Annotated in this window: 14 protein-coding genes; 13 read left to right on the top strand and 1 reads right to left on the bottom strand. The window is 62.3% G+C overall.

The genetic code is table 11. From position 1 onward, the window contains the following. The first annotated feature begins 33 nt into the window (after window positions 1-33). From lnt to trmB, 4 genes are all read left to right on the top strand, one after another. A complete protein-coding gene (lnt, locus tag NKH80_RS06295) occupies window positions 34-1,620 on the top strand; it encodes an apolipoprotein N-acyltransferase (RefSeq protein ID WP_352506138.1) in 1,587 nt (528 codons plus the stop codon). Between the two features lie 137 nt (window positions 1,621-1,757). Next, window positions 1,758-2,177, top strand: coding sequence for a helix-turn-helix domain-containing protein (locus NKH80_RS06290; RefSeq protein WP_023676895.1), 420 nt, complete (start codon window positions 1,758-1,760; stop codon window positions 2,175-2,177). A 331-nt stretch (window positions 2,178-2,508) separates the two neighbouring features. Next, window positions 2,509-3,798: a methionine adenosyltransferase gene (metK, locus tag NKH80_RS06285; RefSeq protein ID WP_023719567.1), complete on the top strand. Its 1,290-nt coding sequence runs from the start codon at window positions 2,509-2,511 to the stop codon at window positions 3,796-3,798. Window positions 3,799-3,809: 11 nt separating this feature from the next. Next, complete coding sequence (gene trmB, locus NKH80_RS06280; protein WP_352506139.1) at window positions 3,810-4,511, top strand: tRNA (guanine(46)-N(7))-methyltransferase TrmB; 702 nt, start codon at window positions 3,810-3,812, stop codon at window positions 4,509-4,511. 58 nt (window positions 4,512-4,569) lie between these two features. Here trmB and NKH80_RS06275 read toward each other — a convergent pair whose 3' ends face one another. After that, entirely contained in the window at window positions 4,570-4,734 is a 165-nt protein-coding gene (locus NKH80_RS06275) for a hypothetical protein (protein WP_254816264.1), read from the bottom strand. Window positions 4,735-5,015: 281 nt separating this feature from the next. Here NKH80_RS06275 and rimP point away from each other — a divergent pair, with 281 nt between their 5' ends. The 9 genes from rimP (at window position 5,016) to rpsO (ending at window position 14,263) form a co-directional block, all read left to right on the top strand. Beyond that, on the top strand, window positions 5,016-5,648 hold the full coding sequence (gene rimP / locus NKH80_RS06270; protein WP_254816265.1) for a ribosome maturation factor RimP: 633 nt from the start codon (window positions 5,016-5,018) through the stop codon (window positions 5,646-5,648). Window positions 5,649-5,694: 46 nt separating this feature from the next. Continuing rightward, window positions 5,695-7,290, top strand: coding sequence for a transcription termination factor NusA (gene nusA, locus NKH80_RS06265; protein ID WP_352686820.1), 1,596 nt, complete (start codon window positions 5,695-5,697; stop codon window positions 7,288-7,290). Window positions 7,291-7,328: 38 nt separating this feature from the next. Continuing rightward, window positions 7,329-7,979 (top strand): RNA-binding protein, encoded by a 651-nt coding sequence (locus tag NKH80_RS06260; RefSeq protein WP_352644408.1) that lies wholly within the window; start codon window positions 7,329-7,331, stop codon window positions 7,977-7,979. Continuing rightward, a complete protein-coding gene (infB, locus tag NKH80_RS06255) occupies window positions 7,976-10,531 on the top strand; it encodes a translation initiation factor IF-2 (protein ID WP_352990282.1) in 2,556 nt (851 codons plus the stop codon). Before NKH80_RS06260 ends, infB begins: the two co-directional genes overlap by 4 nt. Before the next feature lie 213 nt (window positions 10,532-10,744). Next, complete coding sequence (locus tag NKH80_RS06250) at window positions 10,745-11,095, top strand: hypothetical protein (RefSeq protein ID WP_352506142.1); 351 nt, start codon at window positions 10,745-10,747, stop codon at window positions 11,093-11,095. 96 nt (window positions 11,096-11,191) lie between these two features. Continuing rightward, window positions 11,192-11,617, top strand: a complete 426-nt coding sequence (gene rbfA, locus NKH80_RS06245) for a 30S ribosome-binding factor RbfA (RefSeq protein WP_254816270.1) — start codon at window positions 11,192-11,194, stop codon at window positions 11,615-11,617. Further along, window positions 11,617-12,570, top strand: coding sequence for a tRNA pseudouridine(55) synthase TruB (truB, locus tag NKH80_RS06240; RefSeq protein ID WP_352506143.1), 954 nt, complete (start codon window positions 11,617-11,619; stop codon window positions 12,568-12,570). The genes rbfA and truB overlap by 1 nt, the downstream gene beginning before the upstream one ends. A 146-nt stretch (window positions 12,571-12,716) precedes the next feature. Further along, a complete protein-coding gene (gene corA, locus NKH80_RS06235) occupies window positions 12,717-13,811 on the top strand; it encodes a magnesium/cobalt transporter CorA (protein ID WP_254816272.1) in 1,095 nt (364 codons plus the stop codon). A 140-nt stretch (window positions 13,812-13,951) separates the two neighbouring features. Next, window positions 13,952-14,263, top strand: a complete 312-nt coding sequence (gene rpsO / locus NKH80_RS06230; protein WP_280940423.1) for a 30S ribosomal protein S15 — start codon at window positions 13,952-13,954, stop codon at window positions 14,261-14,263. Window positions 14,264-14,506: the final 243 nt, after the last annotated feature.

Below are 14,506 nucleotides of genomic sequence, written 5' to 3'. Positions count from 1 at the left end.
TTGCGTCCTGATTCGCACGACTCGGAAGCATTGATGGAGCGCCAGGCCGGCCGGATAATTCTGCTTTGGGGCTGGCGGCGCGCGCTGGTGGCGTTTCTTGCCGGGGCGCTGGCGGTTCTTGCCCAGGCGCCTTACGATTTCTTCGCCGTCTGCTTCGTTTCGTTCCCACTGCTGGTGTGGCTTCTCGATGGCGCGACCGGCGAAGCCTCGGACGGTTTTCTGCGGCGCTTGCGGCCGGCTTTCGCCGTCGGCTGGTGGTTCGGTTTCGGCTACTTTCTTGCCGGTCTCTGGTGGGTCGGCTCGGCGCTTCTGGTCGAGGCCGACAGCTTTGCCTGGGCCTTGCCGTTCGCGGTGGTCGGCATCCCCCTCGCGCTGGCCTTCTTTTACGGTTTCGCTGCCGTGGTTGCCCGGCTGTTGTGGAGCAACGACATCGGCCGCATCGCCGCGCTCGCCTTCGGCTTTGCGCTGGCGGAATGGCTGCGCGGCTTCCTGTTCACCGGCTTTCCGTGGAATGCCGTCGGCTATGCGGCGATGCCGGTGCCTTTGCTGATGCAGAGCGTCTCGGTGACCGGCATGGTCGGCATGAACGCGCTGGCGGTCTTCGTCTTCGCGCTGCCGGCGCTGCTTGCGGCGCGCCAGCATCTTCGCCTCGGCGCGGCGTTGCTTGTCGTTCTCGTCGCCGCCCATGCCGGCTTCGGCTATATCCGGCTCGCCGCCCCCGAAAAACCGGCGGCCCATAGCCTCGACGTCCGTATCGTGCAACCTGCCGTCGATCTCACGGAAAAATGGGATGCCTCGGTGCGTGACCGCATCTTCGCCACCATGATGGGGCTTTCGGCCAGGGCACCGGAACCCGGCCATGACAGGCCGCAATTGATCCTGTGGCCGGAGACCTCCGTGCCGTTTCTGTTCACCGAACGTCCGGATGCCTTGCCTGCCATCGGAGAGATGCTTGGCGATGGCCAGATGCTGCTTGCCGGCGTCGTTCGCGAGGAAGGCGGCTCGGCGGCTCGCAGCCGTTACTACAACTCGGTCGTGGCGATCGACGAAAGGGGCGAAATCGTCGATGCCGTGGACAAGGTCCACCTGGTCCCCTTCGGCGAATATCTGCCTTTCGCCGATCTGCTCGGCCGCCTCGGGCTTGAGCAGCTTGTTGCCGGTCCGATGACCTTCGCGGCCGGCAATGAGCGGCACCCGATCGCGCTGCCCGGCGGTATGCGGGCGCTGCCGTTTATTTGCTATGAGGTCATCTTTCCCGATCTCGTCGCGGTTGACGCTACGACAGCCGCGCTTATTGTGAACGTCACCAATGACGCTTGGTTCGGCGACACGCCGGGGCCGTACCAGCACTTCAGGCAGGCGCAGATCCGGGCGGTGGAGAATGGGGTGCCCCTGTTGCGCGCGGCTAATAACGGCATTTCGGCCGTTGTCGACCCGCACGGTCGCATCGTCGACGCGCTGGCAATCGATGCACGCGGCGCCATCGATGTGCGTGTGCCGATCTCCAACCAAGCCATCGTTTCCTCCAGCCAACGACGCATTAACGGAATGCTGATCATGTTTTTGCTCGCCGTAGCGGCATGCATTTTGAACGTAAGGCAAAGGCTACGGGCGAATTGACAGCCGACACATTAGAAACTCATACTGTAAGCGCCTGAAAATTTTCGAAGTCGATAAGGTCGTTCTGTTGGGGCACGGGCCGCGGCGTCGTTTGGGCAGCAAAGTAGAAAAAGCCGGAAAAATTCGGCGAGGACAAAATGACAGAAGAAAACAAGAAAAAGCCGAATCCGATCGACATCCACGTCGGAAGCCGCATCCGGCTTCGCCGCAATATGCTGGGAATGAGCCAGGAAAAACTGGGCGAAAACCTCGGCATAACGTTCCAGCAGATCCAAAAGTACGAAAAGGGCACCAATCGCGTTGGCGCCAGCCGTTTGCAGGCAATCGCCTCCATACTCGGCGTGCCCGTCGCCTTCTTTTTCGAGGATGCGCCCGGTCAGGAGCCCGTGGGCAACCGTGGATTTGCCGAGGATGCGTCGATGACCTCCGCCGTCGAATTCTGCGGCAGCCCGGAAGGGCTCCAGCTGAATCGCGCCTTCGTCAAGATCGCCGACGTGAAAGTGCGCCGTAAGATCATTGAGCTTGTGAAGTCGCTCTCCACCGACGAGGTCGATTGACTGGCTCGCGAAGAGTTCAAAGAGGTAGAGTTCGTCGTGGCTGGGCAGGCAATTTCTCGCGCTTGCCCGCATCGAGGGATGTGCATTCCGCAGATGCGCCAAAGCGCGGATCGATTTTGCTCGACACGCTTCCTCGAAGCCGTTTTCCCTCAGTCTGTTGGCGCAAGGGCTGATCGCAGTGCGCCCTGCCGCCGTCTCGGGATGCAAAGATAAATAACGTCAAAATTCATGCCAGAACGGCTGCATGGCTTGACGACCGGCGCCCGGCACCGTTAACAACTGGCGCGCCAAAATCGGCGGCCTGCCGATATTTTTTCAAGAGGGGACACCCGTGACGCGGCACAATTACTTCTTCACCTCGGAATCCGTTGCCGAGGGCCATCCCGACAAGGTCTGCGACCGCATCTCCGACGAGATTGTCGATCTCGTCTATCGCGAAGCCAGAAAGACCGGCATGGACCCGTGGAAGGTCCGCGTTGCCTGCGAGACGCTTGCGACAACCAATCGCGTTGTCATCGCCGGCGAGGTGCGCGTCCCCGAGACGCTGCTCAAGAAGGACAAGGAGGGCAATGTCCTGAAGGATGCGGCCGGCCATCCGATTGTCAACCCGGCCAAGTTCAAGTCGGTCGCCCGCAAGGCAATCCGCGAAATCGGCTACGAGCAGGCCGGCTTCCACTGGAAGACGGCCAAGATCGAGGTCCTGCTGCACGGCCAGTCGCCGGATATCGGCCAAGGCGTGGACAACGCCTCCGACCGGCAAGGTGAGGAGGGAGCCGGCGACCAGGGCATCATGTTTGGCTATGCCTGCCGCGAAACCCCGGACCTGATGCCTGCGCCGATCTATTACAGCCACAAGATCCTCGAACTGCTGGCCGCTGCGCGCCATGAAGGCAGCGGTGATGCAGGCAGGCTCGGGCCAGATGCCAAGAGCCAGGTCACCGTCCGCTATGTCGACGGCAAAGCGGCGGAAGTGACGCAGATCGTGCTGTCGACCCAGCATCTCGATGAGACATGGGATTCGAAGAAGGTGCGCAACGTCGTCGAGCCCTATATTCGCGAAGCACTGGGCGACCTGAAGATCGCCGACAATTGCAACTGGTACATCAACCCGACCGGCAAGTTCGTCATCGGCGGGCCCGACGGCGACGCCGGCCTGACCGGCCGCAAGATCATCGTCGACACCTACGGTGGGGCTGCGCCCCATGGCGGCGGCGCTTTCTCCGGCAAGGACACCACCAAGGTCGACCGCTCGGCCGCCTATGCGGCGCGCTATCTCGCCAAGAACGTGGTTGCCGCGAAGCTCGCCGATCGCTGCACTATCCAGCTTTCCTATGCGATCGGTGTCGCCCAGCCGCTGTCGATCTACGTCGACCTCCACGGCACCGGCAAGGTCGACGAGGCAAAGCTCGAGCGTGCACTGCGCACCGTGATGGACCTGTCGCCGTCCGGCATCCGCCGCCACCTCGATCTCAACAAGCCCATCTATGCCAAGACGTCGTCCTACGGCCATTTTGGCCGCAAGGCCGGCCGCGACGGATCCTTCTCCTGGGAGAAGACCGATCTCGCCAAGGCGCTCAAGGACGCTCTCGCCGAACCGGTCGCCGAAGCAGTCGCCGCCTAACCGCGGCGCCTATGGACCCGAAGGACCGGCCAAGCCGTGCGACCGAGGCCTTTTTCGGTCGCCGGCGCGGCAAGACCATTCGACCACAGCAGGCAGCGGCGCTGGAGAGCGGCTTTGCCGCCTACAAGCTCGATCTGACGGTTGGACCACCGGCCGATCTGCGCAGCCTTTTCGAAGCCGGAGTTTCCGCTGTCCAGCTCGAAATCGGTTTTGGCGGCGGCGAACATCTTCTGCACCGTGCTACGGCCAGCCAGGCGACCAGCTTTATCGGCGTCGAACCTTTCGTCAACGGCATGGCCAAGATGATGATGGCGGTCCGGGAGCGGCCGCTTGCCAATCTGCGCGTCTATGATGACGACGCCACGCGCCTGCTGGACTGGCTGCCGCAGGCTTCGCTTGACGGCATTGACCTCCTCTATCCGGATCCGTGGCCGAAGAAGAAGCACTGGAAGCGGCGCTTCGTCAGCCCGGTCAATCTCGACCGCTTCGCGCGCGTCCTGAAGCACGGCGGAAAGTTCCACTTTGCGTCCGACATCGACAGCTATGTGAACTGGACGCTGCTGCATTGCCGGGCCCACGGCGCCTTCACGTGGCAGGCAAACGAAGCAGCCGACTGGCATCGGCCCTATGATGGCTGGCCGGGGACGCGCTATGAGGCCAAGGCCATTCGCGAAGGCCGACGGCCCGCCTATCTGACCTTCGTGCGGAAATAAGCGGGAAATTAGAGCTGAGTAAAGGCGAGCGGCCGAAGGCTCTCGGCGCTCACTTGGCTCAGAAGCGACGGATCTTGTCGAAGGCTGCCGGCTCCATGCCGAGATTGCGCAGATCATGCGCACGCGGCTTGCGACCGTTTTCCACAGCCCGCGACGCTGCTACGGCGCTGCCGAACACGCTAAAGACATCGCCTATGGCTGAAAAAAATCCACGATTGTTCATGATCGTACCCTTTCGAGCGCAGTGAGCGCTCCAATTGTGCAATGCAACATAGATAGTCGTGCGTGGCCGGTGCTCAAAGGGGGATAACTGCATGGGCGCCATGCATTTGGCGCAGCGCTGCGGACTCGGTGCCTTGCCGTCATGCAGGACGGGCTTGAAACGAGGACCATGATCGTCTATATCAGCTTCAAATTCTTGGTCGGTATGACGAAGAGTGGGTCCACCCGGTCCCGCTCTTTTTTATTACCTGCCGACCAACAGGGATCGAGCGACAGGACCGAATGACAGTGACGGCGAGCGAAGGCGACGACCGCATCATCCGCGAAAGCGGCATCGATGCGCGCATCGCGCTGATCGTTCAGCCGGTACTGCGCGCCATTGGCTTCCGCTTGGTACGTGTGCACCTGTCGGGCCAGAACGGGCTGACGCTGCAGATCATGGCCGAGCGCGAGGACGGCACCATGACGGTCGAGGATTGTGAAGAGGTCAGCCGGGCGGTGTCGCCGGCGCTCGATGTCGATGATCCGATCGAGAAGGCTTATCATCTCGAAGTGTCGTCGCCGGGCATCGACCGGCCGCTGGTCCGCAAATCGGACTTTGCAGCCTGGGCCGGCCATCTGGTGAAGATGGAGACGTCTGTCCTCGTCGCCGACCGCAAGCGCTTCAAGGGCAAGATCGCCGAAAGCGACGCGGACGGTGTGGTGATCGAGCGCGACAAGGCCGCTTACGGCGAGGAGCCGACGGTGCGTGTTCCCTACGATGCGATTGCCGAAGCGCGGCTGGTTCTGACCGACGATCTTATCCGCGATGCACTGTCGAAGGACAACCGGGCGCGCAAGGAAGCCAGGAAACGCCGCGGCGAACCCGAAGACGCACCAGCGGGTGCGGAAGACGAAACCGAACAGGAAATGTGATTGGGCTGCCGGCGGTAAGGTCGGCGACAAGCTCGGGAGAAACAAGATGGTTGTAAGCGCCAACAGGCTTGAACTGCTGCAGATCGCCGATGCGGTCGCGCGTGAAAAGTCGATCGACAAGTCGATCGTCATCGCCGCCATGGCCGATGCGATCCAGAAGGCCGCGCGCTCGCGCTACGGCCAGGAAACCAATATCCGGGCGGATATCAATCCGAATACCGGCGAGATGAAGCTGCAGCGGCTGATGGAAGTGGTCGAGAAGGTCGACGACTACGCGACCCAGATTGCCATTTCCTCGGCGCGCGAGCGAAATCCGGACGCCCAGCTCGGCGATTTCATCGCCGAACAGCTGCCGCCGATGGATTTCGGCCGTATCGCCGCCCAGTCGGCCAAGCAGGTCATCGTGCAGAAGGTGCGCGAGGCCGAGCGCGACCGGCAATATGACGAATACAAGGACCGTATCGGCGAGATCGTCAACGGCACCGTCAAGCGCGTCGAATACGGCAACGTCATCGTCGATCTCGGCCGCGGCGAGGCGATCATCCGCCGCGACGAGCTGATTCCGCGCGAAAACTACAAGTATGGCGATCGCGTCCGCGCCTATGTCTATGACGTGCGCCGCGAACAGCGCGGCCCGCAGATCTTCCTGTCGCGCACCCATCCGCAGTTCATGGCGAAGCTGTTCACCATGGAGGTGCCGGAAATCTACGACGGCATCATCGAGATCAAGTCGGTCGCCCGCGATCCGGGTTCGCGCGCCAAGATCGCTGTCATCTCGCGCGACAGCTCCATCGATCCGGTCGGTGCCTGCGTCGGTATGCGCGGCAGCCGCGTCCAGGCGGTCGTCGGTGAATTGCAGGGCGAGAAGATCGACATCATTCCGTGGTCGCCTTCGGCGGCGTCCTTCATTGTCAATGCGTTGCAGCCGGCGGAAGTCGCCAAGGTCGTGCTCGACGAGGATGCCGAGCGCATCGAGGTCGTCGTTCCCGATGATCAGCTGTCGCTGGCCATTGGCCGTCGCGGCCAGAACGTCCGTCTTGCCTCGCAGCTCACCGGCTGGGATATCGACATCCTGACCGAGCAGGAAGAAAGCGAACGCCGCCAGAAGGAATTCGTCGAACGATCGTCGCTGTTCATGGAAGCCCTCGACGTCGACGAGATGGTCGGCCAGGTGCTCGCTTCCGAAGGCTTCACCAGCGTCGAGGAAGTCGCGTATGTCGATTCCGGCGAAATCGCGTCGATCGACGGCTTCGACGAGGACACTGCTTCGGAAATCCAGACCCGCGCCCGCGAATATCTGGAGAAGATCGAAGCCGAGCACGACGAGAAGCGCAAGGCCCTCGGCGTCAAGGATGAATTGCGCGAGATTCCCGGCATCACCACCGCTATGATGGTGACGCTCGGCGAGGACGGCGTGAAGACGATCGAGGATTTCGCCGGCTACGCCGCCGACGACCTGACCGGTTGGAAAGAACGCAAGGACGGCGAGACGAAGGTATTCCCGGGTGTGCTCGCCAACCATGGCGTATCACGCGCCGATGCCGAGCAGATGGTCCTGGCGGCTCGCCTGAAGGCTGGCTGGATCACCGAAGACGAGCTTGCCGCCGAGGGCGCGCCGGCTGACGAAACCGTCGGTGCGTGAGGTGAAACCGCATCGCACCGAACCCGCCCTTGGACGAGATGAACGATCGCACCTGCATCGTCACCCGCAGGCAAGCCGAACCGGATGAACTGATCCGTTTCGTCGTCGGCCCGGATTCGGCCGTCGTTCCGGACATCAAGAGAAACCTGCCCGGCCGCGGTTGCTGGGTGACGGCCGACCGCCTACATATAGACAAGGCAGCGGCGAAAAACCTGTTTGCCCGTGCTTTTAAGGCGCAGGTGAGCGTGCCAGCCGATCTTGGCGGTATGGTCGACGCGCTGCTTTCCAGGTCCGCTCTGGGCATGCTTGGCCTGGCCCGCAAGGCGGGCGCCATAGCGCTCGGAGCGACCAAGGTCGAGAGTGCCGTGCGCGGCGGACTTGCACTTTTCGTGCTCCACGCGACCGAGGCTTCCGACGATGGCGTCCGCAAGATAAGCCAGGCGCGACGGGCAACCGTCCACCTCGGCGGGCCTGCGATCCGCGCTTACAAACTTTTCTCCGAGGCCGAGTTGAGCTTGGCATTGGGGGGTACAAATGTGATACATGCTGCCGTTCTCGCGGGAGACGCGGGCAGGGCGGTCCAGAAGCGCATGGTTGCGCTCGACCGATATCGGGGCGGTTCCCCGGACGATCTGGCAATGCTTGCGGCCGTTGCTGACGAGGATGATGCCGCAGAGGATATGGAATGAGCGATACGAAATCGGGCGACGACAAGACGCTGAGTGTTACGCCGAAGAAGACCTTGACGCTGAAGCGCCCCGGTATGGAACAGGGCACGGTGCGCCAGAACTTCTCGCATGGCCGCACCAAGTCGGTGGTCGTCGAGACCAAGAAGCGCAAGTTCTCGCTGCCTGGCGACAAGCCGGAGCCGGCGGCAGCGCCTGTGTCCGTTTTCACGCCGAAGCCGGTTGCGGCAGTGCCTGCCGTGCAGGAAGCTCCCAAGGCGCCGCCGCTCGAACGCGGCGGCATGGTGCTGAACGAGTTGTCGCGCCAGGAAATGGAAGCACGCCGCCGGGCTCTCGAGGGCTCGAAGGTCCGCGATGTCGAGGATCGCCAGCGCGCCATCGAGGAGGCCAAGCGCCGCAGCGAGGACGAAGAGCGCCGCCGCCGCGAGCGCGAGGAATCGGCTCGCCGTCAGGCCGAGGAAGAGGCACGGCTGCAAGCCGAGGCCGAATCCCGCCGCCGTGCCGAGGAAGAGGCGCGCCGCCGTGCGCCGCTCGCCGCCGAACTGGCGACAGTCGATGACGAGGAAGAGGTCAAGCCGAAGCGGACCGGTGCCGGTGCACCGGTGCGCCGTCTCGTCACCCCCGAAGTGGCACGTCCTGCCAAGCCGACCAAGGGCGAGGAAGACCGCCGCCGCGGAAAGCTGACGCTGAATTCGGCTCTTTCCGACGAGGATGCGCGCGCCCGCTCGCTCTCGTCGATGCGCCGTCGTCAGGAGAAATTCAAGCGCGCGTTGCATAACGAGCCACGCGAGAAAGTCATGCGTGAAGTGATCCTGCCCGAAACCATCACCATCCAGGAGCTGGCGCAGCGCATGTCCGAGCGCGCTGTCGACGTGGTCAAGTTCTTCATGAAGCAGGGCCAGATCCTGAAGCCTGGAGACGTCATCGACGCCGACACGGCCGAACTGGTCGCCACCGAATTTGGCCACACGGTCCGCCGCGTCGCCGAGTCCGACATCGAAGAGGGCTTGTTCAACATCGCCGATCGTCCGGAGGACCTGCAGCCGCGTCCGCCGGTGGTAACGATCATGGGCCATGTCGATCACGGCAAGACCTCGTTGCTCGATGCCATCCGCAATGCCAACGTCGTGTCCGGCGAAGCCGGCGGCATTACCCAGCATATCGGCGCTTATCAGGTCGAGAAGAACGGTCACAAGATCACGTTCATAGACACGCCCGGCCACGCCGCCTTCACGGCGATGCGTGCCCGCGGCGCCCAGGCGACCGATATCGCCATCCTCGTGGTGGCAGCCGACGACAGCGTCATGCCGCAGACGATCGAATCGATCAATCACGCCAAGGCGGCCGGCGTTCCGATAATCGTGGCGATCAACAAGATCGACAAGCATGACGCCGATCCGCAGAAGGTGCGCTCGGAACTGCTGCGCCACGAGGTGTTCGTCGAATCGATGGGCGGCGAGGTGTTGGATGTCGAGGTGTCGGCGACCAAGGGCATCAATCTCGACAAGTTGCTCGAAGCGATCCTGCTGCAGGCCGAAATCCTCGACCTGAAGGCCAATCCGGACCGCACCGCCGAAGGCGTGGTCATCGAAGCCCAGCTCGACAAGGGCCGCGGCCCGGTCGCTACGGTGCTGGTGCAGACCGGCACGTTGATGCCGGGCGACATCCTCGTCGCCGGCAACGAATGGGGCCGGGTACGCGCGCTCGTCAACGATCGCGGCGAGCAAGTCAAGGAAGCGCCGCCGGCAATGCCGGTGGAAGTCCTCGGTCTGCAAGGTACGCCGCTGGCCGGCGACCGCTTCGCCGTTGTCAACAACGAGGCCCGAGCCCGCGAGATCACCGAATATCGCCAGCGTCTGGCGCGCGAGAAGGCGGTGGCCAGGCATGCCGGCCAGCGCGGCTCGCTTGAACAGATGATGTCGCAATTGCAGACCAGCGGATTGAAGGAATTCCCGCTGGTCATCAAGGGCGACGTGCAGGGTTCGATCGAGGCGATCAACGCGGCGCTCGACAATCTCGGCACCGACGAGGTGCGCGCCCGCATCGTCCATGCCGGGGCTGGCGGCATTACCGAAAGCGACGTGTCGCTGGCGGAAACCTCGGGGGCTGCGATCATCGGCTTCAACGTTCGCGCCAATGCGCAGGCCCGCGCGGCCGCGGCTGCGGCAGGCATCGAGATCCGCTACTATTCGATCATCTACAATCTGGTCGATGATGTGAAAGCGGCTCTTTCCGGCCTGCTCTCGCCGGAGCGTCGCGAGACCTTCATCGGCAATGCCGAGATCCTCGAGATCTTCGACATCACCAAGGTCGGCAAGATCGCCGGCTGCCGTGTCACCGAAGGCAAGGTCGAGCGTGGTGCGGGCGTGCGCCTGATCCGCGACAATGTCGTCATCCACGAAGGCACGCTGAAGACCCTGAAGCGCTTCAAGGACGAAGTTTCGGAAGTTCCGGCCGGCCAGGAATGCGGCATGGCCTTCCAAAACTACGAGGACATGCGCGTCGGTGACGTCATCGAGTGCTTCCGCGTCGAGATGGTGACCAGGACGCTGTAGTGTCGGCATATGGAGCAAGAACGAAGCCTTGAGTACCGCTTTGTTCTGTCTCCTGCCGATTTTTCAGGGGTCTACTCAAGGGCGCGGAGCGAAAGTCGTCTCGGCGCCCTGAGACGGTTGTTTTACTGCTTTCTCGTTGGCATTCCGCTTGTGCTTGTCACAAACTATCTCGACGGCTCCGGTGCTTTGGCCGGAGTCGCGGGAGTTGTGGGCATGATGACCATTGTCACGGGTATCATGATCAATCTCGGCCCCATTCTGGCGAGGCGAGTCGAGGTTGCTCATTTCGAGCCTGAACCCACCATGATCCGAGTGGATGTCGCCGGCATCTCAAAGCGTGCCGCAGATACAGAGATCCACATCGGATGGAAATCCGTAAGCCGAGTTACTCTGACCGAATTCGGCATCGGTTTTGTGACGCAAGAGGGTGGCTGGTTTATTCCGATGAGTGCATTTGGGTCCGAGAGCGATTTGAAAGCCGAATACGACAGGATCGTTTCGTTCATGGTCTCATTACAGGCCGGCCCGGAGACAGAGCATTCAGTGCCGCGCACCTTACATTAGCTGAGGTGCAGGTTCCTTGGGGTAGCCAAGCCGGATCAACGGCGCTAAGTCAACCGTTTGAGGCGGTTCGAACCCGCACTGAGAGAAGAGATTTTCATGCCAAGACCACCATCGGCTGGCCCATCCCAGCGCATGCTGCGCGTCGGCGAGCAGGTGCGCCATGCGCTGTCCGAGACCTTGCAGCGCGGCGAGATCCTCGATCCGCTGATCGAGAATGCCGTGGTCTCGGTCTCCGAAGTGCGCATGTCGCCCGATCTGAAGATCGCCACCGCCTTCGTCTCGCCGCTTGGCGCCAAGGATGCCGGTGCGGTGGTCGAAGCGCTCAACAAGCATGCGAAGTTCGTCCGCGGCCGCGTCTCCGGCGCGCTGCGGCAGATGAAGTACATGCCGGAATTCCGCTTCCGGCTCGACACCAGCTACGACAATTTCCAGAAGATCAACGAATTGCTGCACTCGCCCGAAGTGGCGCGCGATCTCAGCGCCGACGACAAAGACAAAGACGACCGGAAGGACAGCGAATAGTGGCGCGCCGCGGCAAGAAGAAGGGCCGGCCGATCTCGGGCTGGCTGATACTGGACAAGCCGGTCGGCATGGGCTCGACCGAAGCCGTCTCCAAGATCAAGTGGCTGTTCCAGGCGGAGAAGGCCGGCCATGCCGGCACGCTCGACCCGCTCGCGTCCGGCATGCTGCCGATCGCACTTGGTGAAGCGACCAAGACGGTGCCTTACGTCCAGGACGGCGCCAAGGTCTACCGCTTCACGGTTGCCTGGGGCGAGGAGCGTTCGACCGACGACCTCGAAGGCCCGGCGACCAAAAGCTCGGACCGCCGTCCGGCGGAAGCCGACGTGCTGGCGCTGCTTTCGAAATATACCGGCGTCATCATGCAGACGCCGCCGCAATTTTCGGCGATCAAGATCGCTGGCGAGCGCGCTTATGACCTTGCCCGCGATGGCGAGACGGTCGACATTCCGGCACGCGAGGTCGAGATCGGCCGGCTCGACCTGGTCGAGCATATGGTCGATCGCACCATCTTCGAGGTCGAATGCGGCAAGGGCACCTATGTCCGCTCGCTGGCGCGCGACATGGGCCGCGAGCTCGGCTGTTTCGGCCACATCGCCGAGCTGCGGCGGGTCGAGGTCGAGCCGTTCACGCAGGAAGATTTCGTTACCCTGGCCGAGTTGGAAGCCGCCCGCTTCGGCGAGCAGGGCGAGCCGCAAGCAGCGGACGCCCCGATCGACTTCGGTGCCATCGATGCACTTCTGGTCGACACCGCCGCCGCGCTCGAATGCCTGCCGCAGGTCGCGATCAGCGATGATGCGGCAACCAAAATCCGCCTCGGCAATCCGGTCATCATTCGCGGCCGTGACGCGCCGGTAGAAGCGGAGGAGGCTTGCGCCACCGCGCGCGGCAAGTTGGTCGCCATCGGCGCTATCGAGCAAGGCATGTTCAAGCCAAAGCGGGTCTTTATCGGGTAACAGCTGTCGCCCGGCGCATGATCTCCAAACCGGATTCTATTTTGGGAAACGATCATGCGTTAAATCAACGGCGCTACGGTGCCGTTTGCCGTCCGAAAGGATGCGCTGCGCTGTAGTGCCGTTCGACGCTGCACTCGAGGGGGCACATGGCAAAGGCTGACACGGTCAACAAACGAGCGGCGCTCAAAACACGGAGGCCGCCGGTTGGGGCTTCGCCGGGCACGCTGATCGCCGACCCGGCGGCGCGCCGCTCCGAGCTCAGGCTGACGTTGATCTCGCCCGAGAAGTTCAAGACGATCGACAATGCCAGCATCGACGACGTCAACACCCATTGCCACAATTGGCCGGTCATCTGGCTCGACTGCACAGGCCTCGCCAATATCCAGCTGATCGAGGAGATCGGCCGGATTTTCAACCTGCATCCGCTGGCGCTGGAAGACGTCGTCAACACCGGTCAGCGGCCGAAGGTGGATTTCTTCGAGGACCACGCCTTTGTCGTCGTCAGGATGATCGACGACGTCACCGCGCACCGTTACGAACAGATCGCCGTCTTCTTCGGCAAGACCTTCGTCGTCACCTTCCAGGAGCGCGAAGGCGACCCATTCGATCCCGTGCGCAAGCGGATCGCAAGCTCGGTGCCCAACCGCTTGCGCTCGCGCGGCGCCGACTATCTCGCTTATGCTTTGATCGACGCCATCGTCGACAGCTATTTCCCGCCGATCGAGGCTGCTGGCGAATTGGTCGACAGCATCGAGGACCAGATGCTGCACCAGGCGCACAAGCACCAGATGCGGCAGCTTCACGAATTGCGGCGCGATGCCAATGTGCTGAAGGGCGTGCTTTGGCCGATGCGCGATGCGCTGGCGACCATGATCCGCAACGACGTGCCCTATGTGAAGGCCGAAACCAAGATATTCCTGAACGACACGCTCGATCATTCGCTGCGATTGATCGAACTGGTCGAAACCCAGCGCGACATGCTGACCGGCCTGATCGAGATGCACTTGTCGCTCAGCCAGGCGCGCACCAACGACGTCATCAGCTACCTGACGATCGTCTCGGTGATCTTCATGCCGCTTACCTTTCTCGTCGGCGTATGGGGCATGAATTTCGACCCCGACACCTCGCCCTGGAATATGCCGGAGCTGAAGGCCTATTACGGCTATCCCCTGTCGCTCGCCTTCATGGCGCTTGTTGCGGTCGGGCTCTTTGCGTACTTCAAATGGAAGAAATGGCTCTGACTAGGCGGAAGTGCCCGTTTATGCAGCGAAAAGCCGGCTTGTGAATTAGGCTGGCCTTTTTGTCGGAATTGCACTATATGCGCCGCAGCTTCGCGCTTTGACGCGTTGCTTGCACCGGCCCCTGCTGGACGACATCCCGGCTGAGGGCGTCCCGTTTCCTCAAACAGACAAGGAAAAACACGATGTCGATTACTGCCGAACGCAAGAAGGAATTGATGGGCGAATTCGCAACCGCCAAGGGCGATACCGGGTCTCCGGAAGTCCAGGTGGCCATCCTTTCCGAGCGCATCAAGAACCTGACCGATCATTTCAAGGACCACAAGAAGGATAACCATTCCCGCCGTGGTCTGCTCGCTCTCGTTTCCCAGCGCCGCAGCCTGCTTGATTATCTCAAGCGCAAGGACGACGCGCGCTATCAGACGCTGATCGAGAAGCTCGGTCTGCGCCGTTGACGAATTGACCGGCGGGTTCTTTCGAGAGCCCGCCGGTCGCGCATTGGAGCATCGGATCATCCAAGGCTCCAATGAAGAAAGCAGAGCGCCGCGCACCGGTTTGGCTACGCAAAGGACGCTCTGAAGTTTTAGATTTGCGCAGGATACTTTCCGAAAACCTGGTTTTCGGGTTCACGCGCAAGGCCAGTCGGATCGATTGGCCAACCCGGTTTCGAAACAGCAGAGGGCCATTCGAAACCGCCC

Origin of the sequence: Mesorhizobium sp. M0904 (assembly GCF_040319475.1) — a bacterium.
Classification (GTDB): domain Bacteria; phylum Pseudomonadota; class Alphaproteobacteria; order Rhizobiales; family Rhizobiaceae; genus Mesorhizobium.
Note: the sequence above shows the minus strand (reverse complement) of the source record. Positions and strands in the feature narration are given on the sequence as shown.

What these genes read in the sequence shown, in the direction of transcription:
- lnt (WP_352506138.1), top strand. Translation starts at nt 34, where the DNA reads ATGGAGCGCCAGGCCGGCCGGATAATTCTGCTTTGGGGCTGGCGGCGC.
- NKH80_RS06290 (WP_023676895.1), top strand. Translation starts at nt 1,758, where the DNA reads ATGACAGAAGAAAACAAGAAAAAGCCGAATCCGATCGACATCCACGTC.
- trmB (WP_352506139.1), top strand. Translation starts at nt 3,810, where the DNA reads ATGGACCCGAAGGACCGGCCAAGCCGTGCGACCGAGGCCTTTTTCGGT.
- NKH80_RS06275 (WP_254816264.1), bottom strand. Translation starts at nt 4,734, where the DNA reads ATGAACAATCGTGGATTTTTTTCAGCCATAGGCGATGTCTTTAGCGTG.
- rimP (WP_254816265.1), top strand. Translation starts at nt 5,016, where the DNA reads ATGACAGTGACGGCGAGCGAAGGCGACGACCGCATCATCCGCGAAAGC.
- nusA (WP_352686820.1), top strand. Translation starts at nt 5,695, where the DNA reads ATGGTTGTAAGCGCCAACAGGCTTGAACTGCTGCAGATCGCCGATGCG.
- NKH80_RS06260 (WP_352644408.1), top strand. Translation starts at nt 7,329, where the DNA reads ATGAACGATCGCACCTGCATCGTCACCCGCAGGCAAGCCGAACCGGAT.
- infB (WP_352990282.1), top strand. Translation starts at nt 7,976, where the DNA reads ATGAGCGATACGAAATCGGGCGACGACAAGACGCTGAGTGTTACGCCG.
- NKH80_RS06250 (WP_352506142.1), top strand. Translation starts at nt 10,745, where the DNA reads ATGATGACCATTGTCACGGGTATCATGATCAATCTCGGCCCCATTCTG.
- rbfA (WP_254816270.1), top strand. Translation starts at nt 11,192, where the DNA reads ATGCCAAGACCACCATCGGCTGGCCCATCCCAGCGCATGCTGCGCGTC.
- corA (WP_254816272.1), top strand. Translation starts at nt 12,717, where the DNA reads ATGGCAAAGGCTGACACGGTCAACAAACGAGCGGCGCTCAAAACACGG.